Below are 23,804 nucleotides of genomic sequence, written 5' to 3'. Positions count from 1 at the left end.
GGAAATCTCTGGGGCCATCGTGGTTACTGGGCGCTGGCAAGGGGGTCTAGCTCGGCGGGCACCGCCAGGCCGGTTGGCGCGGGCGGCTCCGCGCCCCATTCGGCGCGCCAGCTGCGCAGCTGAAACACCCAGGCCAGCACTTCGGCTACCGCGGTGTACAGCGCCGCCGGAATCTCCTGGCCCAGCTCGACGTGCTGGTACAGGGCACGCGCCAGCGGCGGGGCCTGCAAAAGAGGCACGCGGTGCCCCGCGGCCAGTTCGCGGATGCGGGCGGCCACCAGGCCCGTGCCCTTGGCCACCACGCGCGGCGCCGCCTGTCCCTCGGCATAGCGCAGCGCCACGGCGTAATGGGTGGGATTGGTGACCACGACGTCGGCGCGCGGCACCTCGCTCATCATGCGGCGCCGGGCCATGGACCGCTGCTGCTGCCGGATGCGCGCCTTGATGTGGGGGTCGCCCTCGCTTTCTTTATGTTCCTGGCGCACGTCTTCCTTCGACATGCGCAGCTTCTTCAGGTGGCTCCAGATTTGCCAGGGCACATCCAGCAGCACGATGATGCCCAGCGAGGCCACGATCAGGGCGGCGCACAGCGCCACCAGCGTCAAGGCCTTTACCAGCGCCTCGGTCGGCGCGGCGTGCATCAGCGCCAGCATTTCGTCGCGGTGTCCGCCGATCACGGCCACGGCCACGCCGCCCACCAGCAGCGCCTTGGCGACCGCTTTCAGCAATTCCACCACGGTTTGCGCCGACACCATGCGCTTGAGGCCCGAAAACAGGCTCAACTTGGCAAAATCCGGCTGCAGCGGCTTGGCGGAAAAGACAAAACCGCCCAGCACCACACTGGCCAGCACGGCCACCGCCATCAGCACGCCGAAAATGGGCAGCACCAGCAGCAGCGCCTGGCCCGCGCCGTCGACCGCCTGGGCCACCATAATGCCGGGGTCGCGACCGATCCGCGCGTCAAAGCCCAGGCCGTTGCGCAGCACCCCGGTCAGGCCGCGGTACAGCATCGAGCCGCTCAGCCACAACCCGCCCACGCCGGCCGCCAGCAGCAGGAACGTGCCCAGTTCGCGCGAACGCGCGATCTGCCCCTCCTCGCGCGCCTTTTCCAGGCGCCTGGGAGAGGCGGCTTCGGTTTTCTCCAGATCGCTTTCGTCGGCCATGCTCGCGGTATTTTCCGCCGCCCCTGCCGTGCGCAAACAGGGCGGCTCGCCGAGATTCTAGGAGGCCCCGGCCGCCGGCGATCACCCAAGAAGCAGCAGGAAAGCGGCGCTATTCGCCCGGGCGCGGCGCGGCGCCCTGGAACTGCGCCTCGAAACGCGCGTAGTCCAGGCCGATGCGCACGGCGCCCCAGTGCACGCCGTCCAGGAACAGCGGCAGCGATACATCGTTGACAATCTCTCCGGTATCGCGCGAATAAGTCTGAAACAGCTGGCCCGCGGTGTTGGCAGCCAGGCGCGCGCCCACCGGGTCGTTGAAGATCCGCTTGTGCCGCACCCGGGCGACATCGGCCGCGCGGTCGCCGCTGGGGGCATGCGAGTAACGGCTGTTGTGGGCCGGGGCATAGCCCGCCGCATCGACCACGATGGTGTAACTGCCGCCCGCCACCGAATCCAGCACTTCGTCCAGCAACCGGGTCAGCGGCTGCTCTACGGCCCGGTCGTAACGGGTGTGGTAGCGCGGCGGGTCGCTATCGGGAATGCGCCGGTATTGCCGGTCGAACACATCGACGCCCCGGGCGGCCGCCTCCTGCAGCAGGCGCTGCGCGGCATCGCGGAACGCCACCAGCATGGCCGACAGATGATCGAACGCCGTCCCCCCGGTGCGCATGCCGGCCAGCACCTCCTGCACGCTCTCGGTCTGCGCCCGGATACGGTCAACCTGCTCCGACATGGCGGTGGCGCGGCCCAGCACGTCGGCGCTCAGGGCGGCCACGTGGCCTATGCGGGCATTCATGTCGTGATTGGTGGCGTCTACCTCGTCCACCGCGCTCAGCACCTGCGCCACCTGGCCATTCATGCCGTCGAAGTCGCGCACAAAACGCGCGAACTCGTCGCGGGTCAGGTCCAGTTGGCCGCCGGAGGCTTCGATGTCTTCGCGCAGCGTCCCGGCCTGGCGCTGGGTAGCCTCGACCAGGTCCAGCATTTCGCCGGTATGCGTGCCAATCTCGCCCGTCGCGGCGTTGACCCGCTCGGCCAGCCGGCCGACTTCGGTGGCCACCACGGCAAAACCGCGGCCCGCGTCGCCCGCGCGCGCGGCTTCGACACCGGCATTGAGCGCCAGCAACTGGGTCTGCAGCGACACGTCCTTGATCAGGCGGCTGATGTCGGCCACCGAGTGGGCGCGCTGAGTCAGTTGCTCGACCACGCCCGCCAGCCCCGCCATTTCGGCGGTCATCCGCTCCATGCGGCCCATCACGTCGCCCAGCGCCAGCAGCGCGGCCCGCGCGGCTTCGAGGTTGCGCGCCGACACCTGGGCAATCTCGCGCATGTGTGCCGACGCCGCATCCGACAACTGCTCGATCTGCGAACCGCTGCCGGCCAGCGCCTCGGCCGCCGCGGCCTGTTCGCGCGCCAGGCTCGCGCATTGGCTGGCCTGGTACTGGGTGCGAGCGGCATTCAGGGCGATCTGGATGCTGGCCTGCCGCACCGCAACCACGTGGCCGCGCATGCGCGCCAGGAAACGATGCAACGGCCGCGCCAGCGGGCTAACCGACCAGGCGCGGTCAGCCAACGCCGCCTGGCCCCGGTCGAGCCCCCGCACCAGGCGCCAGAGGCCGCCCCAACGCAATGAAGAATGCGCCATGCCTGTCTCCTTGTCTTGCCCGGCGCCATCGGCGGGCATCGTGGCGGGGCCGCCGCGGCCCTGTCAATGCGCGTTCAGAACCCCAGGCTGGCCAGCAGGTCGTCGACCTGGTCCTGGCTGGTTACCACGTCAGCCTTGCCCGCCGGGCTGACTTGCGGTCCGTTCAAGAGGCTTTGCGCCTCGTCGCGGCGCTCTTGCGGCACGTTGTCCAGCAGCACTTGCAGCAGCTCGCGCTCGATGGCGCCAACCACATCCATCATGCGCATGATCACCTGGCCGGTCAGGTCCTGGAAATCCTGCGCCATCACAATTTCCATCAGCTGGCTCTGGGTCTGCTGCGTTTGCGCCGGCACGTCGGCCAGGAACGCCCGGGTGTCCTTTACCAGTTCGCGCGCCTGGGGCAGTTCCAGCGGCTGGTCGAACCATTGCTGCCAGCGCGCGTCCAGCGCCTGCGCCGAACGGGCCATGCGGTCCTGCAGCGGCCCGGCCGCCTCGGTAGCGTTGAGCACGCGGTTGGCGGCCTGTTCGGTCATCTGCGCCACATAGCGCAGGCGGTCGCGGGCATCGGGGATGGCCTGCGCGGCATCCTTGATGGCCTGGTCCAGACCCAGCTCGCGCATGCTGTCGCGCAGCATGCGCGTCAGCGAGGCGATACGGTGTATCAGGTCGGACGGATCGCCGTCATTGCCAGTATCCATTGCGCTCATCCCGCACCTCAGCCAGCGAGTTTCTCGAATATTTTGGTCAGCTTTTCTTCCAGCGTCGCCGCCGTGAAAGGCTTGACCACATAACCGTTAGCGCCGGCCTGGGCCGCGGCAACGATGTTCTCTTTCTTGGCTTCGGCCGTCACCATCAACACCGGCAGCGACTTCAGCGCGCCGTCGGCGCGGATCTGCTTGAGCATTTCCAGGCCATCGAGATTGGGCATGTTCCAGTCCGACACCACAAACTGAAAGCTGCCGTTGCGCAGTTTTTCCAGCCCGATAGCGCCGTCTTCGGCCTCATCCACATTCTCGAAACCCAGCTCTTTGAGCAGGTTGCGGATAATGCGCCGCATCGTGGGGAAATCATCCACCACCAGAATCTTCATACCCTTGTCTATCATTTCAACTCCAGAAAATAATCTTGGCTGCCCACCGTCGGCGCGGCGCCGTCAGACCCGGTTCGCGCGGTCGCCCAGGCGCGTCAGGATGCGTTCGCTCATGGCGTCCAGCGCCACCACCTCGGCCGCCGCGCCTAGCGCGATGGCCTCGCGCGGCATGCCAAACACCACGCAGCTGGCCTCGTCCTGCGCCAGTGTGTGCGCGCCGGCCTGCCGCATGGCCAGCATGCCGGCCGCGCCATCCTTGCCCATGCCAGTCAGGATCACGCCGATGGCGTTGGCTCCGGCCGCGCTGGCCGCCGAGTGAAACAGCACGTCCACCGACGGACGATGGCGGTTGACCGGCTCGCTGGCCTCCAGTTCGATCACATAGTTGGCGCCGCTGCGCCCCAGCTTCATATGCGTATCGCCGCCAGGCGCCAGATAAACATGGCCCGGCAGCACCCGCTCGCCGTGCGTGGCCTCGCGCACCGTGACGGCGCACAGGGCATCCAGGCGCTGGGCGAACGAACGCGTGAACCCAGCCGGCATGTGCTGGGTGATCAGCACCGCCGGGCTATCCGGCGGCAGCGGCCGCAAGACTTCGCGGATGGCCTCGGTACCGCCCGTCGAAGCCCCCACTATCACCAGCTTTTCCGAGCTGGCAAACGGGCTGCGCAGGCGCGCGGGCGGCGCCGCCTGCGCGCTGGCTGCCGGCACCCGCAACCGCGCCCGCGCGGCGGCGCGGATCTTATCGGCGATAAGCTCGGAATACTCCAGCATGCCATGGCGGATGCCCAGCTTCGGCTTGGTCACGAAATCGATGGCGCCCAGCTCGAGGGCGCGCAGCGTGGTCTCGCCGCCGCGCTCGGTCAGCGACGACACCATCACCACGGGCATGGGCCGCAGCCGCATCAGCTTCTCGAGGAAATCCAACCCGTCCATGCGGGGCATTTCCACATCCAGCGTCAGCACGTCGGGGTTGTGCTGCTTGATCAATTCGCGCGCCACCAGCGGATCGGGCGCGACCGCCACCACCTCCATGTCGTCGTGGCTGTTGATGATCTCGGTCATCAGGCCGCGAACCAGGGCCGAATCGTCCACGCACAGAACGCGTATCTTCTTCATCATCGCTTTAACGTCCGGGCTGCGGACCCACGCATTCGTACACCGTCTGTCCGCGCAGGCGGAACTCTCGGCTGATGTACGTGAAATTCTCGGAATGACCGGCAAACAGCAAGCCGCCCGCCTTCAATAGCGGCACGAAACGCTTCAAGATGCCCGCCTGGGTCGGTTTATCGAAATAAATCATGACATTGCGGCAAAAGATCGCGTCGAACTGCTCGGCTATGGGCCAGGTAGGCGCCAGCAGATTCACGGTCTCGAAGCGCACCATGGCGGCCAGTTCAGGCCGCACCCGCACCTGTCCGGCATTGGCGCCGCGTCCGCGCAGGAAAAAGCGTTTCAGCCGCGCCGGATCCATGCGGGCCACCCGCTCGTCGGCATATATGCCGGCGCGCGCCCGGTCCAACACCTGGGTATCGATGTCGGTCGCCAGCACTGTGGCCGACGCGGCCCGCGCGCCCAGCGTCTCGACCAGCGTCATGGCAATCGAATAAGGCTCTTCACCGCTGGATGCCGCGCAACACCAGACCGACACGGGGCCGGGGCGGCTGCGGGCCAGCTCGGCCAGAATCGGAAAATGATGCGCCTCGCGAAAAAACGCGGTCAGGTTGGTGGTGAGCGCGTTGACGAAGTCTTCCCACTCGGGCGCCGCCGGCTGGCTTTCCAGGTGATCCAGGTAGCCGGTGAAATCCTGCCGGCCCAGCGCCCGCAGGCGGCGGGTCAACCGGCTGTACACCATCTCGCGCTTGTGCTCGCCCAGCGAAATACCGGCCCGCGCATGAATCATGCGGCGCACGCGCGCAAAGTCGGCCTCGCGGAACTCGAACTGCCGCTCGGCGGGAAACGATGCGCTGGCGCCCGGGTTTGCCACGGCAGACTACTATTGCAACGCGAGCGCGCCCGGCGCGGCCGGATCGTGCTCATGCCCGGGCTGGCGCAACGCCTCGCGCACCGCGCGAGCGCCGTCGAGCTGGCGCGCCGGCACTTCGATGACTTCGCCGGCGTTGATCTTGAACACCGCCACCGCCTCGGCCAGCTGCTGCGCCTGCTCTTGCAGCGAGCCCGCCGCCGCGGCCGCCTCTTCCACCAGCGCCGCGTTCTGCTGCGTCACTTCATCCATCTGCGACACCGCGCGGTTCACCTGGTCGATCCCGCCCGACTGCTCTTCCGAGGCCGCCGAAATCTCGCCCATGATGTCCGTCACCCGCTTGACCGACGCCACGATCTCTTGCATCGTCGCACCGGCCCGCTCCACCTGCTGCGAACCCGTGCCCACCTTGCTCACCGAGTCCTCGATCAGCACCTTGATTTCCTTGGCCGCCTGCGCGCTGCGCTGCGCCAGCGAGCGCACTTCGCCCGCCACCACCGCAAAGCCCTTGCCCTGCTCGCCCGCGCGCGCCGCTTCCACCGCCGCGTTCAGCGCCAGAATGTTCGTCTGGAACGCGATCCCGTCAATCACCGACACAATCTCGGAAATCTTGCGCGAGCTCGCCGAAATCCCTTCCATCGTGCTCACCACTTCCGAGACCGCCGCTCCGCCGCGCTCGGCCACGTCCGAGGCGCTGGCCGCCAGCTGATTCGCCTGGCGCGCGTTGTCGGCGTTCTGCTTGACCGTCGAGGCCAGCTCTTCCATCGACGCCGCCGTCTCTTCCAGCGACGCCGCCTGTTGTTCGGTACGGCTGCTCAGGTCGGTGTTGCCCGCCGAAATCTCGCGCGAACCCACGTTGATCTCGTCCACCCCGCGGCGCACCTGCGACACCGTGCGCGCCAGGTTCTCCTGCATGCGCTTTAACGCCGAGAACAGTTGGCCGATTTCATTGCTGTTGCGCACCTCGACCCGCGCCGTCAGGTCGCCCGCGGCCATGCGATCAAAGTGCCGGCCGGCTTCCTGCAACGGCTGCAGTACCCGACGGCGCAGAAACAGATAGGTACTGAAGACCAGCAGCGCCGCCATGGTCCCGCCCACGGCCACGGCGATCAACACGCCCTGGTAGCGTTGGGTGGCCAGCACGTACTCATCCTGCAACTGGCTGGCCCGCCAGAAGTCGAAGCCTTCCAATGCGCGCGAAAAACGGCCTTCGGCGGCATCGTGCACCGCACGCGCCTGCTTCTGATACGAAACCATGTCGCCGCGCTCGAGCAGGCCGAACAGGGGCGCGACGCCCCGCTGCATCAGCGCGGCGTATGCCGCGTCGATCTCGTCCAGGCTTTCTTGCGCGCCTTCCGGGCGTGGCAGTTTCTTGTAATACTCAAACTCGGTCTGGGCGCGGTTCATCGCCGCGTTGGCGCGCTGCAGCAGGCCCGCGGCCTCTGCGCCCAGCCCCTGCGACACCGCCACGGGCTGGCCAATGCTACGTACGATATCGTTGTAATGCGCATTCGCCGTGCGGGCCAGGCCGTTGACGACGTCTTTGTAGCTATTGGCCACGCGCGTCAACGCATCGCCCACGTCCTGCGTCTGGCGAATGCTGGCCAGCGTGCCATTGCTGACGCGCAGCGACAGCACGCCCAAGGCGGCTCCGATCACCAGCATCAGCGAAAAAAACGCCAATACGCCAAGCAGGCTGGTGCGTATTTTCATGTTGACCAGGAACTTGCGCATGACAAAACCCCCCAACTGTTTCCAACGGCTGCCCCGGGGCGCTGCGGCCCCCCGCGGGCCGCGCGCGGCGGGGCCTGTTTACCCTAGGCTGCAACCTTTTCCACCAGCGCCATTTCTTCGCTGGTCATCAGTTTCTCAATATCCACCAGGATCAGCATGCGGTCGTCGATCGTGCCCAGCCCGGTCAGGTATTCGGTAGACAGCGTGGCGCCGAACTCCGGCGCCGCGCGCACCTGCGAGGCGGCCAGCATCAACACGTCCGACACGCCATCGACCACAATGCCCACCACGCGGTGGTCCAGGTTCAGGATGATGACCACGGTCTGTTCGTTGTATTCGACGCTGCCCAGCTTGAACTTGATGCGCAAGTCCACGATGGGCACGATGATGCCGCGCAGGTTCGTCACGCCTTTGATGAACGATGGCACGTTCGCGATGCGCGTGACGGCGGCCGCGTCGTAGCCGCGGATTTCCTGCACTTTCAGGATGTCGATGCCGTACTCTTCCTCGCCCAGCGTGAATACCAGGAACTCACTGCCGACATCTTCGACGCGCGCGGCCTGCGCTTGAGGTTTGACTGCCATACAAGGTTCTCCGTCAATGTGTGAGTTCGGGCTGCGCCCATTTCTCGCGGTTCGCCCGCGCCAGCGCGAACACGTCGACAATCAGCGCCACGCTGCCATCGCCCAGGATGGTGGCGGCCGATACGCCCGGCACTTTTCTGTAGTTGGATTCCAGGTTCTTCACCACCACTTGATGCTGCCCCACCAGGTGATCCACCAGCAAGGCAAAGCGGCGGTCCTCCGCCTGCATGATCACGGCAATGGCCTGCGTGGGGTCGGTCTGGGCGTTCTCAACCCCGAACACCCGGTGCAGCTCCACCAGCGGCAGGTATTCGCCGCGCACCTGCATCACGCGTTCATCGCCCGCCACCGAGTACATCTGGTCATCGCTGGGCTGCAGCGATTCGGTGACGTGGTTCAAGGGCAGGATGAAAGTCTCGTCGCCCACCCGCACCGACATCCCGTCCAGGATGGCCAGCGTCAACGGCAGCACGATGCGGGTGGTAGTGCCCTCGCCGGGTACGCACGACAGCTGCACATGACCGCCCATATCCTGGATGTTGCGCCGCACTACGTCCATGCCGACCCCGCGCCCGGAGATATCGGTTACCTGCTCCGCCGTGGAAAAGCCGGGCGCGAAGATCAACTGCCACACTTCTTCGTCGGGCGTGTTCTCGCTGACGGGCAAGCCCTGCGCAATGGCCTTCTTCAGGATCTTGTCGCGGTTCAAGCCCGCGCCGTCGTCGCTGACCTCGATCACGATGTTGCCGCCGTTGTGTTCGGCCGACAAAATCAGCTGGCCCACCGGGTCTTTACCGGCGGCAATGCGCTTTTCCGGCGTCTCGATGCCGTGGTCCAGGCTGTTGCGCACCAGGTGCGTCAACGGATCGATAATGCGCTCGATCAGACTCTTGTCCAGCTCGGTGGCGCGCCCGTACGTCTGCAGTTCGATCTGCTTGCCCATCTTCACCGCGATGTCGCGCACCACGCGCGGAAAGCGGCTGAACACGTAGTCCATTGGCATCATGCGGATCGACATCACCGCTTCCTGCAGGTCGCGCGCGTTGCGCTCGAGCTGCTCCATGCCGTTGAGCAGCCGGTCGTGCAAGACCGGGTCCAGGCCCGAGGCCGTCTGCGCCAGCATGGCCTGGGTGATCACCAGTTCGCCCACCAGGTTGATGACCTGATCGACCTTCTCGACCCCGACGCGGATCGACGTGGATTCTTTGTCGCCTGCGGGCGCGGCGGCCGCGGCGCGCGCCTGCCTGGTGGGCGTGGACGCAGCCGCCGGGCTGGCCGCGGACGTCGGGGCCGAGGCCGGCGCGTCCGCCGCCTGCGCGGCAAAACCCGCGGCGGCCTGCGCGAATTGCTCGACGGCGTCGTCGGCCTGCGGCGCGGCGGCGCGCCCCACCGCCAGCTGGTCGGCATCGACAATAAAGCAGCACACCGCTTCGATGTCGTCGGCCGAGCAAGTGCTGTCCACCCAAACCGTCAATCCGCCGTCGGCGCGGTCATGGGCCACCACTTTGCCCAGGTTGCCCATCTCTTCCAGCAGCGACTGGGCATCCTTGTCGGCGACCCGGGCAATACGCACCCGGAACGGCAGGCTGTCGTCCTGGGCTGCCGCCTGCGCTTGGCCGGTAGGCGCGGGCGCGGCGGGCTCGGCAGCCTCGGGGGCGGCAGCCGGCGGCTCCACGGGCGCCACCGGCGCGGCTGGCTCGTGTGCCGTCACGGCCGCCGAACCGTGTTCCTGGGCCAGCTGGCGCAATATCGCGCAGATCCGTTCGTACACCGCCTCGTCGGGCTCTTGCGCGGCGCGATAAGTGTCCAGTTGGCTCTTCAGCACGTCTTTCGTTTCCAGGAAAATGTCCACCATATCGGCGCGTAGCGCCATCTCGCCGCGCCGGATCTCATCCAGCAGGTTTTCCAGCAGATGGGTCGTGCCCGCCAGGTGCTGGAAGCACCCGAACGTGGCCGCGCCGCCCTTGATGGAATGCGCGGCGCGGAAAATCGCGTTCAACTGCTCGATATCCGGCGACTCGACATCCAGTTGCAACAGCAACTGCTCCATCTCGGCAAGCAGCTCATCCGCCTCGTCGAAGAATGTCTCGTAGAACTGACTGAGATCCAGGCCGCTGCTCATAGAACGTATGCCTTCCTTTCAAACTTGCTCAGGCCGCGGGCTGCTCGCCGAGCAGTTCCGAGGCCAATTCCACCAGCACGCCGGGATCCAGCGGCTTGTTCAGCCAGCCGCATACTCCCAGGCCACGCGCCGCGTCTTTGCTCTGCACGTCATCTTCGGTGGTCAACACCAGTACGGGCAGGTCTTGATAGCCGGGCTCGCCGCGCAAGCCCTGGATCAGCGCCAGCCCGCCCATGACGGGCATGTTCCAGTCGCTGACCAGCATGTCGACGCGATTGCCGCGCGCCAGTTCAAGCGCCTGTTGACCGTTGCCGGCCGTCAATACGCGCCAGCCTGCCTCGGTCAGCGTCGCCTGGACGATCATGCGCATCGTTGCCGAATCGTCCGCCACCAATATCGTTGCCGTCATGACTACCTTGCCGCCTCGCTTGCCGGGGGCTGCGCCCCCACGGACTCGCTCACTTCCCTGGCGCCGCGCACACTCAGGTCCGCCGCCGCCGCATTCTCCTGCTCGATCTGCTGCTGGGTGCGCCGATTCAGCACCACCAGGCTGATACGACGGTTAACGGCCGCATACGGGTCATCTTTAACCAGGCTCATGCTGGACGACAGCCCCTGGATGCGCATCAGCTTGCCTTCGGCCATGCCGCCCGCCACCAGTTCCTGGCGCGAGGCGTTGGCTCGGTCGGCGGACAACTCCCAGTTGCTATACGCGCGCTCGCCACGGGCGTACTGCGTCGCGTCCGTATGCCCGGCGATGCTGATCTTGTTCGGCAGCTCATTGAGCACCGGGCCCAGCTCGCGCAGGATGTCGCGCATATACGGCTGCACCTCGGCGCTGCCGGTGGCGAACATCGGCCGTTTCTGGTTATCGACGATCTGGATGCGCAGCCCTTCCGTGGTCATGTCGATCAGCAGCTGGGGCCGGAAGTTCTTCAACACCGGGTTCTCCTCCAGCATCGAATCCAACCGGCGCTTCAGGCGCTCCAGCGCATGGCGGTCGCGCCGCTCGGCGTCGGACTGCACCTGGGACTGCACCCGGCTGCCATCGGACTTGCGCACCTCGCCCTCGTCGCGCAGCGGGTCGCTGCCGCCGCCTGGAATGGCGCTGGTCTCGGCCGAATAGTTCGGCCCGCCCGTCAGCGCCACGCGCAACGGCATCCGGAAATATTCGGCCAGGCCGCGCAGCTCTTCCTTGGGCACAATGGATATCAGCCACATCACCAGGAAAAACGCCATCATGGCGGTGATGAAATCCGCGTAGGCGATCTTCCAACTGCCGCCGTGGTGCGGGCGGCTCCCCCCCCGCTTGCGGCGAATCACTACCCGGTGATTGTTCAGCGAACTCATCTGGCCGCCCCGTCAGGCGCGGCCGGTGGCGGCGGACTTGGCCTGGCGCACGTGCTCTTCCAGCTCGCCGAACGAGGGGCGCACGGTCGAGAACAACACTTTGCGGCCGAATTCCACGGCCAGCTGCGGGGGATAACCGTTCATGCTGGCCAGCAGCGTCACCTTGATGCACTCCAGCACCTTCACCGACTCCGACGTGCGCCGATCCAGACGCGAGGCCAGCGGCGCCACGAAGCCGTAAGCCAGCAGCACCCCCAGGAAAGTGCCCACCATGGCTTTCGAGATCAGGTCGCCAAGCACCGCAGCCGGCTGATCCACCGCGCCCAGCGCCTTGATCACCCCCAGCACGGCCGCCACAATGCCGAAGGCGGGCAGCCCGTCCGCCATCTGCTGCAGCGAATGGCTGGGCACTTCGCGCTCATGGCGATAGGTTTCGATTTCCTCGTCCATCAGCGTCTCGATCTCGAACGAGCTCATGTTGCCGCTGATCATGATGCGCAGGTAATCGGTGATGAACTCCATCAGCTTGTCATCCTGCCGGATGCGCGGATACTCGCTGAAGATGGCGCTGGCGTCCGGGTCTTCGATGTGCGATTCGATCGCCATCAGGCCTTCGCGCCGCGCCTTGTTCAGCAGCACGTACAGCAGCGCCATCAGCTCCATGTACACCTCTTTGCTGTACGGAGCTCCCTTGATAGCCTGCGGCAGCGCCCGCCGCATCAGGGCCAGCGATTTACGGCTGTTGCCCGCCAGGAACGCGCCCAGCGCGCCGCCCGCAATGAGCGTCAGCTCGAACGGCTGATACAGCGCCCCCATGTGCCCGCCCAACGCGGCAAAGCTGCCGATCACCGCGACGAGCACCACCGCATAACCAATAACAATCAACACATCGGGCCTCTGCCATCGAGTCTAGAGTTGGCGACAATGATCCCCCGCGCACCCGGTTGTAAAAACACGGGTTACGGGGGGTTTTCAGGGGCTTTTGAGCTGTTTGGGCCGCGTTCAGGCCCTGGCCGCCGCTGCGGCGGCCGCCGCCGGCGCCGCCGGGCGCTGGCCGGCGCGCGCCTTGGCCGCCGCGCGAGTCTTGCCGGCGCGTGGCGGCGGACGGCAGATCGCGCAGATGAAGTCCCCCTGCGGATCGTGCGCATGCGCAATGAAATGCCCGCCGCACTGGCGGCAAGGCGACAGCTGCAGCATGCCGCTGTCGAAGAACCTGACCAGCATCCAGGCCCGCGTGAAGCTCAGCACGGGCTCCTCGGCCTGGTTTTCCACGCCCGCGTGCTCCAGGTAAAGGCGGTACGCGTCGATGGTGGCCCGAATGCCGCGGCTGGCCGTGTGCGCGTTCAGAAACGAGTACACGTTGTAGAACAGCGAGGAGTGAATGTTGGGCAGCCAGGTCATGAACCAGTCCACCGAAAACGGCAGCATGCCCTTGGGTGGCGAGCAGCCGCGAATCTCGCGATACAGCCGCGACAGCCGGTCGTGGCTCAGGCAAGTCTCGGCTTCCAGCACCTGCAGGCGCGCGCCCAACGAAATCATGGAACTGGCCAGGAGGATGTCGTCCGCCTCCTGCGACACGCTTCTTGTAGCCATGGCAGCGCGGGACATCAGGCCAACTGCTCGACCGGCTGCTTGGCCAACAAGATCGTGGCATGGGCCTGTTGCAGCGCCCCGCCCAGCACATCCTGCGTCAGTGCCGACAGCAGGCTATAGTCGTCAAAGCGGAAACGGCACAGCAGCGAGCTCGACCCGGCCAGCTTGACCAGCTGCGCCGGCGACAGGCGCATCAGGATATCGGCCACTTCGTTGCTGAAACCCAGGCGAAACATCGACGCAGCGTAATCGTCGCGCAGCATCCGCTGGGCCAGCAGCAGATATGACAAGTTGACTTCTCGAATATCGGCGAGCAAAGAACTATCCGCTGTATTCACGCTTGTGGCTCCTAAAGACTTGTAATACCGGCACTTTTTCGGCGCCGGCCATATCGGTCCGATCCCCTCGGCCCGTAGCATGCCTGGATACTAAATGTATCCGCTCATACCAATATGCATACAATCTACCATGCAAAGTGTCAATTTTTATGACATTCATATCTAAATGTGGATTATTTTTTGTTATTTGGCATAAAAGATACAGTAACGTTACATTTCAAGGCCTTATCTCGCGCGGATTTCGTAAACAAACGCTTAAAACCTTTCGTTTTTATACGAATGAAACAAGCGTCTTTGCCGACAATTCTTGCTTGAAACAAGACGTCGACAGATACGCATGCCCTACGCCGATGACAGCCTGGTCCGGTACGCGCCGCTCGTCCGCAAGCTGGCGCTGCAACTGTTGGCGCGCCTGCCCGCCAGCGTCCAGCTCGACGACCTGATTCAGGCCGGCATGATCGGGCTGCTGGACGCCGCCCGGCGCTACCAGGAAACGCCCGACGCCCAGTTCGAAACCTATGCCACGGCCCGCATTCGCGGCGCCATGCTGGATGAACTGCGCAGCCAGGACTGGCTGCCCCGCAGCGTGCGCAGCAAGGGCAAGCGCATCGAAGCCGCCATCCAGCGCAAAGAACATGAACTGATGCGCCCGCCCTCCGAGAGCGAGATCGCCGACGAGCTGGAATTGCCGCTGGACGAATATCAGGCCATGCTGAACGACGCCCGCGGCATCCAGATCCTGCACTACGACGACATCGGCTCGAACGACCCCGACGAGCGAGGCTGGCGCGACGTGCCTGCGGACAGCGGCGGCGATCCGCTGGACGCCCTGCTGACGGGCGACCTGCGCCGCGCCCTGGTCAATGCCATCGAAACCCTGCCGGAACGCGAAAAGCTGGTGTTGTCGCTGTGCTACGAACAGGGACTCAACCTGAAAGAGATCGGCGCGGTGCTGGAAGTTACCGAGGCGCGCGTCTGCCAGTTGCGCAGCCAGGCCACGGCGCGCATCCGGGCCCGCCTGAAAGAAGACGCATGGCACCACTTGCCCGCCGAATCGCATCTGGCCCAGGTGCTGTAACAACTTCGCGCCCACATGCGGCCAAATCCGGCAACAAGTGCACTTAAGTTAACGATGGTCGCGCCGTTACCCAGGACAGCGGGGCATCAGGTCCCGCGAAGTGGGCGGCCTGGCTGCCCAGTTTGAAGAAGCCTTTCTCTCTTGGGAGCTATCCATGGCTGCTGTTATCAACACCAACTACTTGTCGCTGGTTGCACAAAACAACCTCAACAAGTCCCAATCCGCTCTGGGTTCCGCCATCGAGCGTCTGTCCTCCGGCCTGCGCATCAACAGCGCCAAGGACGACGCCGCCGGCCAGGCGATTGCCAACCGCTTCACCGCCAACGTGCGCGGCCTGACCCAGGCTGCTCGCAACGCCAACGACGGCATCTCGATCGCTCAAACGACCGAAGGCGCGCTGAACGAAATCAATAACAACCTGCAGCGTATCCGTGAACTGACGGTTCAGGCTTCCAGCGGCACCAATTCGCCGTCGGACCTGGAATCGATCCAGAATGAAATCACGCAACGCCTGGGTGAAATCACCCGCGTGTCGGAGCAGACTCAGTTCAACGGCGTGAAAGTCCTCGCCAACGACCAGAGCCTGACCATCCAGGTTGGCGCGAACGATAACGAAACGATCACCATCGATCTGAAGCAAGTCAATGCCACCACCCTCGGCCTGGACAAGCTCGATGTCGGCAGCCAGCTGACCAGCAAAAACTTCGCCAACGTCACGACCATCGCCGCCAGCGCTCCGGCCGAATGGACTGACTTCTCGTTTGCCGTCGAAGGCGGCAGCACGTTCACTCTGGCGGTGGGCACCGACAACCAGCTGTACGCGACGGACGGCACCGACTACTACGAGGCCACGTTCAATGCCGATACCGGCACTGTCACCGTTGGCGCCATCACGGCCGGCATTGCCGCGAGCAACATCAACGCGGACGCGACCGAATTCGACACCGCGGACGGCGTGGTGACTCTGGCGGACGCCGAAGCCGCGACTTTGGTTGAGCCGGCCGCCCCGAGCGTCAGCACCGTGTATATGGACAACACGGGCACGACGACCGCATACTACGTGAAAGCTGGCGGCACGTACTACGACGCCGAGATCGACCTTGACACCGGCGAAGTCAGTGTCAACCTGGGCAGCGCCACGAGCACCCTGGCTGCCGGCACCGCCGTAACTGCCCAGGCTGTGTTGACCGCTGCCGCCGATCCTGGCGTTGCGGTCGACCTGAGCACGGTGAACTCGACGTTCTCGGGCACCAACTCCCTGGTGCGCGATAGCGAAACCGGCGCCTATTACGTCAAGAACGTTTCCGGCGACAAGACCTCCTACTACGAAGCCACGGTTGATCTCGACACGGGCGTGGTTACCGCCACCGCCGATGATGAAATCGTCGTCGATCCGCTGAACGCCATCGACAACGCCCTGAGCGCCGTCGATTCGCTGCGAAGCGACCTGGGCGCGATCCAGAACCGCTTCGAGTCGACCATCACGAACCTGAACAACACGGTGAATAACCTGTCTGCCGCTCGTTCGCGTATCGAAGATGCCGACTACGCCACCGAAGTGTCGAACATGACCAAGGCCCAGATCCTGCAACAGGCTGGCACCTCGGTTCTGGCGCAAGCCAACCAAGTGCCGCAGACGGTTCTCTCGCTGCTGCGCTAATCGCCCTCCCGGACGCCAGGCAGCAATGCCTGGCCCGCTGAGCGCATCTCCCCGGCATATCTTCTTGCCGGGGTTTTTTTCTTTGCAGGGCATCGATTCTTGTCCATCTCCTAAAAAACGACCTGTTTTTCGGGCTTACTGCGCGATTCATCGTCCCACGGCGATCCTACACTCCCAGATATTCTTGTCTGCCGGACCGACACATGGCAAAGCCTGAGCTTGCCCGCAAAAAATGGATCCCTTGCTGAGTGTGTAAAACTCACGCAAGGAGGGAGGAAAGATGGGTAATCCGAGAGCTCGATATACGCAGGAATTCATGCTGGAAGCCGTGCGCATGGTCCGCGGCGGCCAGAGCATGGCGGCGGTGGCGAAGATACTGGGCATCAGCCCGAAGACGCTGCACAACTGGGTGAAGGCCGATGCCGCTGGGAAGCTGAACGGCGCAGGCAAACAGGTTTCTCCAGAACAGATGGAGATTGCCCGGCTGCGCGCGGAGTTGGCACGCGTGAAGATGGAGCGCGACATATTGGGAAAAGCCACGGCGTACTTTGCGAAGGTGTCGGCATGAAGTACGCCTGGATCGAGCTTCACAGCCGACAATGGCCGGTGTCCCTGAGCTGCCAGGTGCTGGGTGTCAGCCCCAGCGGTTACCACGCGCGCAAGGTGCGGGATGTCGATACTGACCGACCGCGCCGACGCATCAGCAACGACGCTCTGCTGGTGCACATCAAGGCCGTGCACGCTGAATCCAAAGGCGAGTACGGCTGGCCGCGCGTGTGGAAGCAACTGCTGGTCCAGGGCATTCGCGTCAGCAAGGATCGTGTCCAGCGGCTCATGAAGCTGCACGGCATCAAGGCGAAGACCAAACGCCGGTTCAAGGTCACGACCGACAGCAAACACAGCCTGCCGGTCGCACCGGACCTGCTGCAACGAGACTTCTCTCCCGCGCGTCCCGACCAGGTCTGGACTACGGACATCACGTACATCTGGACGGACGAGGGTTGGCTGTTTCTGACCGTCATTCTCGACCTGTTCAGCCGTCAGGTGGTGGGCTGGTCGATGCAGCCGCACATGCGCACGGAGCTGGTGTCTGATGCGCTGCGTATGGCGTGGTTTCGCCGCCGTCCGCAAGCGGGCCTGATCCTCCACAGTGACCGTGGCAGCCAGTATTGCAGTCATGACTTCCAGGACCTGCTCAAGGGCTACGGCATGCGCAGTTCGATGAGCCGTCGAGGCAATTGCTGGGACAACGCACCGACCGAGAGCCTGTGGGGATCGCTCAAGCGTGCACGCATCCTCGGCCAGCGCTTTGCAACGCGTCGCGAAGCGATGGACGAGGTAATCGACTGGTTGAGCTTCTACAATCATTCGCGCTTGCACTCGACGTTGGGCTACGTCAGCCCGATGCAATTCGAGCGGGACTGGTACGCCGCCCAGAACCAACGGGTGGCATAATCTCGCTCAGTTAAGGGATCCGAAATTCGCGGGCAACGTCACAGCCGTTCCACCCGGGCCCCCCAGGCCGCACCGGCTTCAGCCATGCCTTTGGCGTCGATCCCGCCTGCCCCATACACCGCGAAGGTAGGCAGCACCTGCATGCCGGGGAAGAACAGCGTGCCATGCGTAATGGGAAACAGCAGTTGCTCCAGCGGCCCATTGATGCCCCTGGGCGAGTAGTCCCGCTCTGGCCCGCCAACAGAAACCGCCAGCAGCGCCCGCTTTCCCGCAAAGCCACCGTCGCCATAGCGATACGCGTTGCCGGCCCCCTGGTAGCCATAGGCCAGGCCAAAGGCCCATACCCTGTCCACCCAGCCCTTCATGATGGCTGGCATGCTGAACCACCACAGCGGGAAAAGCAAAATCACCGCGTCGGCCGCCAGAATCTTGCGTTGCTCTTCCTCGACGTCGGGCGTCTGGCAACCATTGGCAAACGCGTGTCCCGACTCATCGATGAACGACAGGCGATCATGCTTGACCCGCGTAGGGAAATCGTTCGCATCGAACACCGCTTTCCACCCCATGCCGTACAGGTCGGACTGCATGACCTCGTGCCCCTGGGATCGGAGCACCGCGCAAGCAATCTCGGCGAGTTGGCTCGTCACGGATGTTCGTTCCGGGTGAGCATGGACGATAAGCACTTTCTTTTTGCTGGCTGACTGCATGGGCTTGGCTTTCACAGGCATCTGAGTTGAGATGACTGGCAGTTTGGCGCGTCGTTATGTATTTGTGAAATTCAAATAAATTTCCTCTATTATCCATTTTATGGATACCAAGAAGCTGGATCTTAATTTGCTGGTCACGCTGGAGGCCCTGCTGGCGGAACAGAACGTGACGCGCGCGGCCGAGCGCCTGCACCTCAGCCAACCCGCGGTCAGCACCCAGTTGAGTCGCCTGCGCACCCTGTTCGACGATCCTTTGCTGATACCAACGCAGCGGGGCATGTCACCCACGGCCAAGGCGCTGGAACTGCTGGAGCCGCTACGCCTCGCCTTGGATCAGGTGCGCGCCACATTGGCGGAACATCGCCACTTCGATGCGCCAACGGCCAGTCTCACCGTTGCCATCGCCTGTACCGATTATCTCCAGGCGGCCGTGGTCCAGCCTCTGGCGGTTGCGCTGCGAAAACGGGCGCCTGGCGTACGAATCGCCTTGCGCCATCTCGACCCGTCCCTGCTGCAGGCGCAGATGAGCAGCGGCCAAGTGGATCTGGCGCTGATGACGCCTGAACAGGGCCCCGGCAGCCTGCGCAGCCGGCATCTGTTCGATGAGCGCTATGTGCTGATCGGCAGGCAGCGGCACCCCGGATTGCGCAACCGGCTTTCGGTCGAGCAGTTTGCGCAACTGGATCATGTCATCGTCTCGCTACATGGCGGCGATTTCACAACCCCAGTGGACGACGGGCTGGCCACACTGGGCTACCGCCGTAACGTGGTGCTTTCCGCGGCGTCGTTTCTGGCCGTACCAGAGATCGTCGCCCATTCGAACTTGGTTGCCCTGGTGCCGGAGCGGCTGGTGCGCGACCGCCGCAAGACGCTCAGAGTCGTCGAATGCCCCTTCCCTGTTCCGGGTTTCGGCGTGAGCATGTTGTGGCATGAGCGCAACCATGGCCACAGCGGGCAGCGGTGGGTGCGCGAGGTCGTCATGGAATTGGCAACCACGCTGTAGTTCAGGCCGGGCCTGGCTAACCGGTAGATGGCCATCGTTGTCGAGCAATATCCCACGGCGCCCCGGTCAAGTTTTTTTTGCACGGGCGGCGCATTGCACGCCCTTGAACATGCGCGAGCGATCAAACCGTTACCACGATCTTGCCGAACTGCTCGTTTGACTCAAGAAAGCGGTGCGCGTCAACGATCTGGTCAAACTCAAAGGTTCTGGCAATTACCGGCTGAAAAGCCCCCGAAGCCAGTCCGTCAAGAATGAATGCCTTGGCGGCTTCGAGCTTCGCCGGGTCGCCGGTGATCTCGTGCACCAGATAGCCGCGCAGCGTCAGGGTCTTGCTCAGTACAGAAAACAGGGGAAAAGGCGTCGGCTCCGCACTCAGGCCGCCATATTCGATAAGAATGCCGCCGCGCGACATCGCTGTCGTGAGCGGCTCGAAAATCGGGCCACCGACCGCATCCAGCACCACACGCACGCCAGCCCCTCCGGTAATGTCCAGCAGTCGGGCTCCGAGCTCCACTTCCGCCGTCGCGATCACGTGGGCGGCACCCGCGGCACGCAGGGCGCAGGCCTTGGCCGAGGTCCGCGTGATCGCGATGGGTGTCGCCCCTACCCGGTTCGCGATCTGGATCGCGGCCAGCCCGACGCTGCTGGACGCCGCCGTCACGGCCACAAAGTCTTCCGGGCCAAGATGGGCAATGTCGATCAGCGCGCCATAGGCGGTGAGATATGGCATCCAGACCGCAGCAGCCGCCTCCCAGCCAAGCGCCGGCGGATGCTTGATGACAAGTTCGGCAGGCAACGTAATCAACTCGCCATAGGTGGGCCAGCGAACCATCGACTGCGGCGGCACGATGCTCACAGCGTCGCCCGGCGCAAACGCCGTGACACCGGCCCCCACCGCATCAACAAGCCCCGCCGCCTCCAGCCCGAGCCCGGAAGGAAACGCCGGCCGCTCGATATACGACCCTGCCCGCAGCAATGCCTCGGCCCGGTTGAGCCCCAACGCCTTGACGCGGATACGTACCTGCCCTGGGCCCGGCAGTGGAACCTCGACGTGTTCGATGCGCAGGACCTCCGGCCCCCCATGCTGATGAAAACGGACAACACGCGCCATAACCCCTCCAGTCGGAACCATTTGAAATGAATTCACTGTATCAATGCGAATCTGACCGATAAATAGCCGATAATCGACAACAGTCGAAACCAAGAGTTTTCAATATGGACAGCTTGACCAGCATGGCCGTCTTCGTGAAATCCGTCGATCTAGGCTCGTTTGCGGCCGCCGCGGATGCGCTCGGCCTGTCCGGCCCCATGGTTGGCAAACATGTACGCGCGCTGGAAACCCGCCTTGGTGCGCGCCTGCTCATCCGCACCACGCGACGCCAGAGCCTGACCGACTTCGGGCAGGCCTACTACGAGCGCTGCAAGGTCGTGCTGGCCGAGGTGGAAGCGGCTGATGCGCTTGCGGCCGACCAACTCGGCGAGCCGCGCGGAAAGCTGCGCGTCACCATGCCCGTGCACTTTGGCCGGCATTGCGTGGCGCCCGTGCTGTTGAGGCTGGCGCAGCAATACCCGGCGCTGGAGTTGGACCTCTCGTTCAACGACCGCTTCGTCGATTTGGCCGAGGGCGACTATGACATCGCCATCCGTACCGGCGACCTGGCCGACAAGGCGGGCGTGATCGCGCGTCGTGTGGCACGCCAGCGAATGATCGTCTGCGCATCACCCGCGTATCTCAAGACACATGGGCAGCCGGCCACCGTCGCCGCGCTCGGCCAGCACCAAGCCATCGTGTACAGACGGTCTGGCCGAGTCAGCCCGTGGCTCTTTCCTAAAGACGGACATCCGCCAGAGGAGATCGTGCCGGCCAACCGGGTGCGCATGGATGATCTCGACGCCATTGCCGATGCCGCCACACTCGGCATGGGACTGGCCTGGCTTCCGTCCTGGCTTATCAGCGATCGCCTCCGAATGGGGGCACTGGTTGCACTGTTGCCGGACCGGCCGGCGTTTCTGTACGACGCCTACGCGCTGTGGCTGCGGACCCCTCAACTGCCGCGCAAAGTGCGCCTGGCGGTCGATGCGCTCGCCGAGGCATTGCCGGCGATGATGACGTAAGCGGTTGGCGGTGCCGGCGTCGATCGTGCCTTGCCCCAGTGCAAAACCCGAGGCTCCTCGCATCGCTTCATAAGCCACCTGCACGAGCTGCTGCGCCGGCTGTGACACCTTGCCTACCAGATAGGTCTTACTGCCAGCTCAACGCACAGGATTAAAGGATCTTCGATAGGCCGTTGGGCTGACTCCCACGATCCGGCCGAAATGTTCCCGCAGCGAGGTAGGGGTTCCAAAACCCGTTGCGCCAGCGATCTGCTCAATGGGCAGGTTTGTCGTTTCCAGCAAGGTCTGCGCACGCCTTACACGTGCCCTTAAGAGCCACTGGAGAGGGGTGGTGTTCAGTTGCTCCTGAAACCGTCGACTCAACGTGCGGCTGCTCATGGCGGCCTGCTCAGCCATGTCCTTCAGGGTCAATTCCTGATCCAGCCGCTCCTCGAGCCATTGCAGTAACGGGCTGAGATTGGAAGGTTCGTCTGGTGGATCGTAGGCGATGAACTGTGCCTGCCCGCCTTCTCGCCCAAGGGGCATGACGGCACATCGGGCCGTGTCCGCTGCAATGGCATTTCCATGATCTTGCCGAATCATGTGTAGGCATAGATCCATTCCGGCGCAAGCACCTGCCGAGGTAAGTATGCGGCCGTTGTCCACAAAAAGAACATTGGGATCGATTGTGACCTGGGGGAAGATGTCTGCCAGCAGTCGTGCGCAACGCCAGTGTGTGGTGGCACGCAGGCCATCCAGCAACCCGGTGCGTGCCAGGATGAAGGCGCCACTGCACAGCGATGCGATCCTCGCGCCGTTCTTTTCCGCTGCTCGGATGACTTCCAGCAGGATGTTGGGGACGGGGGAAAGGACGTCGTCGAGTCCCGGAATGATGACCGTCTGGGCGTTTGCGACATGGCTCAAGCCCCAGTGGATGTGCATATCGAACTGCTTCGTTCGAACACGGCGCGACTGAGCGCATACAAGCACCTCGTATGGGCTCTTTCCCGGGGCGGGTTGCACGCGCTCGAACATCTCACAGGCCATCATCAGATCAAAAGGCACAACGCCATCAAACGCCAGGACGGCAACCCTGTGTACTGCACCCTGGTTCACTGAACGCTTCCCCCGGTTGGCTAGAATCCTTCGATAAATGTCATTCTAGCCAATTGGCGAACTTCGAACACGTTTACATACTTGCGCTTCCGGCGAGAGGCAACTCGCTGGTCTGGTTGGCCACTGCCATATTGACCCACTCAGCGGATGAGTCATGACCACAAGCGTACAAACCAAAAAGAATTCGCTCGATCAAAATGCATGTATCGGAAATTTTGAATACAAACAACTGAAGCGCCTAGAGAAGGTGTCAATCGTGGAGGCAACAACGCTGATCCTTCTAGTGTTCCTTGCGGTGCCTCTCCGACATTTTTGGGGTTGGCCGTATGGCTCGAAGCTACTGGGGCCAATACATGGAATCGCATTCTTAGCGTACCTTTGGACTGCACTACAAACCGTAGCCGGCGGCGGTTGGCATAAACGGGAAACGCTTCGATTGTTCGCGGTTGCGTTCCTGCCATTCGGCGGCTATATGAATATCCGGTGGCTACGCGAACGGGCTAGAGCATTCAACGATATCGGGCAGGCCTGATGATGGTAATGGTGCTCTATCCCTATTTGGTGGCTGCGCACGTGACAGCGGTGGTGTTTCTGGTAGGTGGCTTGCTTGCGCAAGAAAGGATGGTGAATGCCATCTCGCAGTCTCCACCGCAAGAACAAATAGGGATGCTGGCCGCGCTGCTGCGTTTTGATCGCCTTGTCACCACACCTGCATTGTTATTGACCTGGATCTTCGGGTTATCGCTGGCGCTCAGTGCAGGATGGCTGTCATCACGATGGTTGATGGTCAAGCTGGTTTTCGTTCTCGCGCTCTCGGCATTACATGGGGTTCGTTCCGGCCGAATACGTCGTTGTATTCGGACTGGAACAGCTGTGGGCAGAATTCCTGGCGCTGATCTTGGCATCGTGATTGCGATGCTTACCATAGCTGTGTTGGCGTTTGTTAAGCCGATCTAGCTCCCCGAAGGTAAAGATCTTGGGCTTGAGGTTCCTCGGCTTGGTATCGGCCAACATGGCGCATTCACCACCCTGCCCGGAAATACCATGAACGCCAGACACGAACACAAAAAAGCCCGCCGTTACGCGGGCTT

General features: G+C 63.8%; 24 protein-coding genes. 7 read left to right on the top strand and 17 right to left on the bottom strand.

Features of this window, described 5'->3' with window-relative positions:
• Positions 1-23: 23 nt before the first annotated feature.
• The 14 genes from flhB to flhD all read right to left on the bottom strand — a co-directional run bounded on the left by flhB (position 24) and on the right by flhD (position 13,600).
• Positions 24-1,163: a flagellar biosynthesis protein FlhB gene (gene flhB / locus BPET_RS10705; protein WP_012249024.1), complete on the bottom strand. Its 1,140-nt coding sequence runs from the start codon at positions 1,161-1,163 to the stop codon at positions 24-26.
• Between the two features lie 109 nt (positions 1,164-1,272).
• Positions 1,273-2,805, bottom strand: coding sequence for a methyl-accepting chemotaxis protein (locus tag BPET_RS10700; protein ID WP_041862856.1), 1,533 nt, complete (start codon positions 2,803-2,805; stop codon positions 1,273-1,275).
• A gap of 74 nt (positions 2,806-2,879) precedes the next feature.
• Positions 2,880-3,512, bottom strand: a complete 633-nt coding sequence (gene cheZ, locus BPET_RS10695; RefSeq protein ID WP_012249022.1) for a protein phosphatase CheZ — start codon at positions 3,510-3,512, stop codon at positions 2,880-2,882.
• Between the two features lie 8 nt (positions 3,513-3,520).
• Positions 3,521-3,910 (bottom strand): chemotaxis response regulator CheY, encoded by a 390-nt coding sequence (cheY, locus tag BPET_RS10690; protein ID WP_012249021.1) that lies wholly within the window; start codon positions 3,908-3,910, stop codon positions 3,521-3,523.
• 48 nt (positions 3,911-3,958) lie between these two features.
• On the bottom strand, positions 3,959-5,014 hold the full coding sequence (locus tag BPET_RS10685; RefSeq protein WP_041863797.1) for a protein-glutamate methylesterase/protein-glutamine glutaminase: 1,056 nt from the start codon (positions 5,012-5,014) through the stop codon (positions 3,959-3,961).
• Positions 5,015-5,021: 7 nt separating this feature from the next.
• Complete coding sequence (locus BPET_RS10680; RefSeq protein WP_231852702.1) at positions 5,022-5,798, bottom strand: CheR family methyltransferase; 777 nt, start codon at positions 5,796-5,798, stop codon at positions 5,022-5,024.
• A gap of 93 nt (positions 5,799-5,891) precedes the next feature.
• Positions 5,892-7,613 carry a methyl-accepting chemotaxis protein gene (locus BPET_RS10675; protein ID WP_012249018.1) on the bottom strand — a complete coding sequence of 574 codons (1,722 nt, stop codon included), beginning with the start codon at positions 7,611-7,613 and terminating at the stop codon, positions 5,892-5,894.
• Positions 7,614-7,696: 83 nt separating this feature from the next.
• Positions 7,697-8,197, bottom strand: a complete 501-nt coding sequence (cheW, locus tag BPET_RS10670; RefSeq protein WP_012249017.1) for a chemotaxis protein CheW — start codon at positions 8,195-8,197, stop codon at positions 7,697-7,699.
• Positions 8,198-8,210: 13 nt separating this feature from the next.
• Positions 8,211-10,319 (bottom strand): chemotaxis protein CheA, encoded by a 2,109-nt coding sequence (cheA, locus tag BPET_RS10665; protein WP_012249016.1) that lies wholly within the window; start codon positions 10,317-10,319, stop codon positions 8,211-8,213.
• Between the two features lie 28 nt (positions 10,320-10,347).
• On the bottom strand, positions 10,348-10,728 hold the full coding sequence (locus BPET_RS10660) for a response regulator (RefSeq protein ID WP_012249015.1): 381 nt from the start codon (positions 10,726-10,728) through the stop codon (positions 10,348-10,350).
• Between the two features lie 2 nt (positions 10,729-10,730).
• Positions 10,731-11,669, bottom strand: a complete 939-nt coding sequence (gene motB / locus BPET_RS10655) for a flagellar motor protein MotB (protein WP_012249014.1) — start codon at positions 11,667-11,669, stop codon at positions 10,731-10,733.
• Positions 11,670-11,681: 12 nt separating this feature from the next.
• Positions 11,682-12,557 carry a flagellar motor stator protein MotA gene (motA, locus tag BPET_RS10650; protein ID WP_012249013.1) on the bottom strand — a complete coding sequence of 292 codons (876 nt, stop codon included), beginning with the start codon at positions 12,555-12,557 and terminating at the stop codon, positions 11,682-11,684.
• A 114-nt stretch (positions 12,558-12,671) separates the two neighbouring features.
• Entirely contained in the window at positions 12,672-13,262 is a 591-nt protein-coding gene (flhC, locus tag BPET_RS10645) for a flagellar transcriptional regulator FlhC (protein ID WP_041863794.1), read from the bottom strand.
• A gap of 14 nt (positions 13,263-13,276) precedes the next feature.
• The gene (gene flhD, locus BPET_RS10640) at positions 13,277-13,600 is read right to left on the bottom strand and encodes a flagellar transcriptional regulator FlhD (protein WP_041862855.1); all 324 of its coding nucleotides are present in this window, start codon (positions 13,598-13,600) and stop codon (positions 13,277-13,279) included.
• Positions 13,601-13,937: 337 nt separating this feature from the next.
• Between flhD and BPET_RS10635 the strand changes: the two genes are divergently transcribed.
• From BPET_RS10635 to BPET_RS10620, 3 genes are all read left to right on the top strand, one after another.
• Positions 13,938-14,678: an RNA polymerase sigma factor FliA gene (locus tag BPET_RS10635; RefSeq protein ID WP_012249010.1), complete on the top strand. Its 741-nt coding sequence runs from the start codon at positions 13,938-13,940 to the stop codon at positions 14,676-14,678.
• A 154-nt stretch (positions 14,679-14,832) separates the two neighbouring features.
• Positions 14,833-16,338, top strand: a complete 1,506-nt coding sequence (locus BPET_RS10630) for a flagellin N-terminal helical domain-containing protein (protein ID WP_012249009.1) — start codon at positions 14,833-14,835, stop codon at positions 16,336-16,338.
• Positions 16,339-16,618: 280 nt separating this feature from the next.
• A protein-coding gene (locus BPET_RS10620; RefSeq protein ID WP_085970191.1) for an IS3 family transposase occupies positions 16,619-17,793 on the top strand; the annotation gives its coding sequence in 2 pieces (ribosomal slippage) (positions 16,619-16,868 and positions 16,868-17,793; 1,176 coding nt in all).
• A gap of 38 nt (positions 17,794-17,831) precedes the next feature.
• On the opposite strand, the gene BPET_RS10615 is transcribed toward BPET_RS10620, so the two are convergent.
• A complete protein-coding gene (locus BPET_RS10615) occupies positions 17,832-18,515 on the bottom strand; it encodes an NAD(P)H-dependent oxidoreductase (RefSeq protein WP_231852678.1) in 684 nt (227 codons plus the stop codon).
• Between the two features lie 85 nt (positions 18,516-18,600).
• Here BPET_RS10615 and BPET_RS10610 point away from each other — a divergent pair, with 85 nt between their 5' ends.
• Positions 18,601-19,503, top strand: coding sequence for a LysR family transcriptional regulator (locus BPET_RS10610; RefSeq protein WP_012249007.1), 903 nt, complete (start codon positions 18,601-18,603; stop codon positions 19,501-19,503).
• A gap of 121 nt (positions 19,504-19,624) precedes the next feature.
• Here BPET_RS10610 and BPET_RS10605 read toward each other — a convergent pair whose 3' ends face one another.
• Entirely contained in the window at positions 19,625-20,614 is a 990-nt protein-coding gene (locus tag BPET_RS10605) for a zinc-dependent alcohol dehydrogenase family protein (RefSeq protein ID WP_012249006.1), read from the bottom strand.
• 104 nt (positions 20,615-20,718) lie between these two features.
• Here BPET_RS10605 and BPET_RS10600 point away from each other — a divergent pair, with 104 nt between their 5' ends.
• Entirely contained in the window at positions 20,719-21,618 is a 900-nt protein-coding gene (locus BPET_RS10600) for a LysR family transcriptional regulator (protein ID WP_012249005.1), read from the top strand.
• Positions 21,619-21,756: 138 nt separating this feature from the next.
• Here the strand turns inward: BPET_RS10600 and BPET_RS10595 are convergent, their stop codons facing one another.
• Positions 21,757-22,713: a GlxA family transcriptional regulator gene (locus BPET_RS10595; protein WP_041862854.1), complete on the bottom strand. Its 957-nt coding sequence runs from the start codon at positions 22,711-22,713 to the stop codon at positions 21,757-21,759.
• 154 nt (positions 22,714-22,867) lie between these two features.
• On the opposite strand from BPET_RS10595, the gene BPET_RS25965 reads away from it, so the two are divergent.
• Together BPET_RS25965 and BPET_RS25960 are read left to right on the top strand one after the other, a co-directional pair.
• Complete coding sequence (locus tag BPET_RS25965) at positions 22,868-23,245, top strand: DUF3817 domain-containing protein (RefSeq protein WP_012249003.1); 378 nt, start codon at positions 22,868-22,870, stop codon at positions 23,243-23,245.
• Between the two features lie 8 nt (positions 23,246-23,253).
• A complete protein-coding gene (locus tag BPET_RS25960; RefSeq protein ID WP_231852677.1) occupies positions 23,254-23,670 on the top strand; it encodes a CopD family protein in 417 nt (138 codons plus the stop codon).
• The last annotated feature ends 134 nt before the right edge of the window (positions 23,671-23,804 follow it).

Source organism: Bordetella petrii, from assembly GCF_000067205.1.
In the GTDB taxonomy this organism is placed as follows: domain Bacteria; phylum Pseudomonadota; class Gammaproteobacteria; order Burkholderiales; family Burkholderiaceae_B; genus Bordetella_A; species Bordetella_A petrii.
This window is presented reverse-complemented; position numbering and strand designations above follow the sequence as displayed.

Bases quoted from the DNA above. Each gene is read 5' to 3' on its own strand.
- BPET_RS10700 (WP_041862856.1), bottom strand. From the start codon at position 2,805: ATGGCGCATTCTTCATTGCGTTGGGGCGGCCTCTGGCGCCTGGTGCGG.
- BPET_RS10610 (WP_012249007.1), top strand. From the start codon at position 18,601: ATGGATACCAAGAAGCTGGATCTTAATTTGCTGGTCACGCTGGAGGCC.
- cheZ (WP_012249022.1), bottom strand. From the start codon at position 3,512: ATGAGCGCAATGGATACTGGCAATGACGGCGATCCGTCCGACCTGATA.
- flhB (WP_012249024.1), bottom strand. From the start codon at position 1,163: ATGGCCGACGAAAGCGATCTGGAGAAAACCGAAGCCGCCTCTCCCAGG.
- BPET_RS10600 (WP_012249005.1), top strand. From the start codon at position 20,719: ATGGACAGCTTGACCAGCATGGCCGTCTTCGTGAAATCCGTCGATCTA.
- BPET_RS10685 (WP_041863797.1), bottom strand. From the start codon at position 5,014: ATGAAGAAGATACGCGTTCTGTGCGTGGACGATTCGGCCCTGGTTCGC.
- BPET_RS25965 (WP_012249003.1), top strand. From the start codon at position 22,868: ATGACCACAAGCGTACAAACCAAAAAGAATTCGCTCGATCAAAATGCA.
- cheY (WP_012249021.1), bottom strand. From the start codon at position 3,910: ATGATAGACAAGGGTATGAAGATTCTGGTGGTGGATGATTTCCCCACG.
- BPET_RS10605 (WP_012249006.1), bottom strand. From the start codon at position 20,614: ATGGCGCGTGTTGTCCGTTTTCATCAGCATGGGGGGCCGGAGGTCCTG.
- cheA (WP_012249016.1), bottom strand. From the start codon at position 10,319: ATGAGCAGCGGCCTGGATCTCAGTCAGTTCTACGAGACATTCTTCGAC.
- motB (WP_012249014.1), bottom strand. From the start codon at position 11,669: ATGAGTTCGCTGAACAATCACCGGGTAGTGATTCGCCGCAAGCGGGGG.
- BPET_RS10630 (WP_012249009.1), top strand. From the start codon at position 14,833: ATGGCTGCTGTTATCAACACCAACTACTTGTCGCTGGTTGCACAAAAC.
- BPET_RS25960 (WP_231852677.1), top strand. From the start codon at position 23,254: ATGGTGCTCTATCCCTATTTGGTGGCTGCGCACGTGACAGCGGTGGTG.
- flhC (WP_041863794.1), bottom strand. From the start codon at position 13,262: ATGGCTACAAGAAGCGTGTCGCAGGAGGCGGACGACATCCTCCTGGCC.
- BPET_RS10675 (WP_012249018.1), bottom strand. From the start codon at position 7,613: ATGCGCAAGTTCCTGGTCAACATGAAAATACGCACCAGCCTGCTTGGC.
- BPET_RS10660 (WP_012249015.1), bottom strand. From the start codon at position 10,728: ATGACGGCAACGATATTGGTGGCGGACGATTCGGCAACGATGCGCATG.
- BPET_RS10680 (WP_231852702.1), bottom strand. From the start codon at position 5,798: ATGATTCATGCGCGGGCCGGTATTTCGCTGGGCGAGCACAAGCGCGAG.
- cheW (WP_012249017.1), bottom strand. From the start codon at position 8,197: ATGGCAGTCAAACCTCAAGCGCAGGCCGCGCGCGTCGAAGATGTCGGC.
- BPET_RS10635 (WP_012249010.1), top strand. From the start codon at position 13,938: ATGCCCTACGCCGATGACAGCCTGGTCCGGTACGCGCCGCTCGTCCGC.